Source organism: Gardnerella sp. C0684A1, assembly GCF_055326835.1.
On record NZ_JBLTSX010000096.1, the window covers coordinates 1 to 236 of the forward strand.

Below are 236 nucleotides of genomic sequence, written 5' to 3' on the forward strand. Positions count from 1 at the left end.
GGCCAGCCCGGCATCGATCCGCTTGCCGAGGTCATAGTCGAAATTGCGCGAATCCTCGTCGGACAGCAGCCCGGCCAAGCTCTGCGTCGGCGCGGCCGAGGCGCGGCGGTCGCGGAAGCGTTCCTCGTCGGCGCTGATATGCCGCTCGCGATATTTGCCCCCGGTCGAGAAGGTGACCAGATCGCCCACCGGCAGGTCGGAGCGAACCGCGACCGTCAGTTCGTCATTCTTAGTGG

The 236-nt window shown here is 66.5% G+C and carries 1 protein-coding gene; it reads right to left on the reverse strand.

Going from position 1 to position 236, the window contains the following annotated elements; genetic code table 11:
* The coding region (locus ACNEUN_RS06460; protein ID WP_463631641.1) for a hypothetical protein at positions 1–236 on the reverse strand (236 nt) is incomplete at both ends.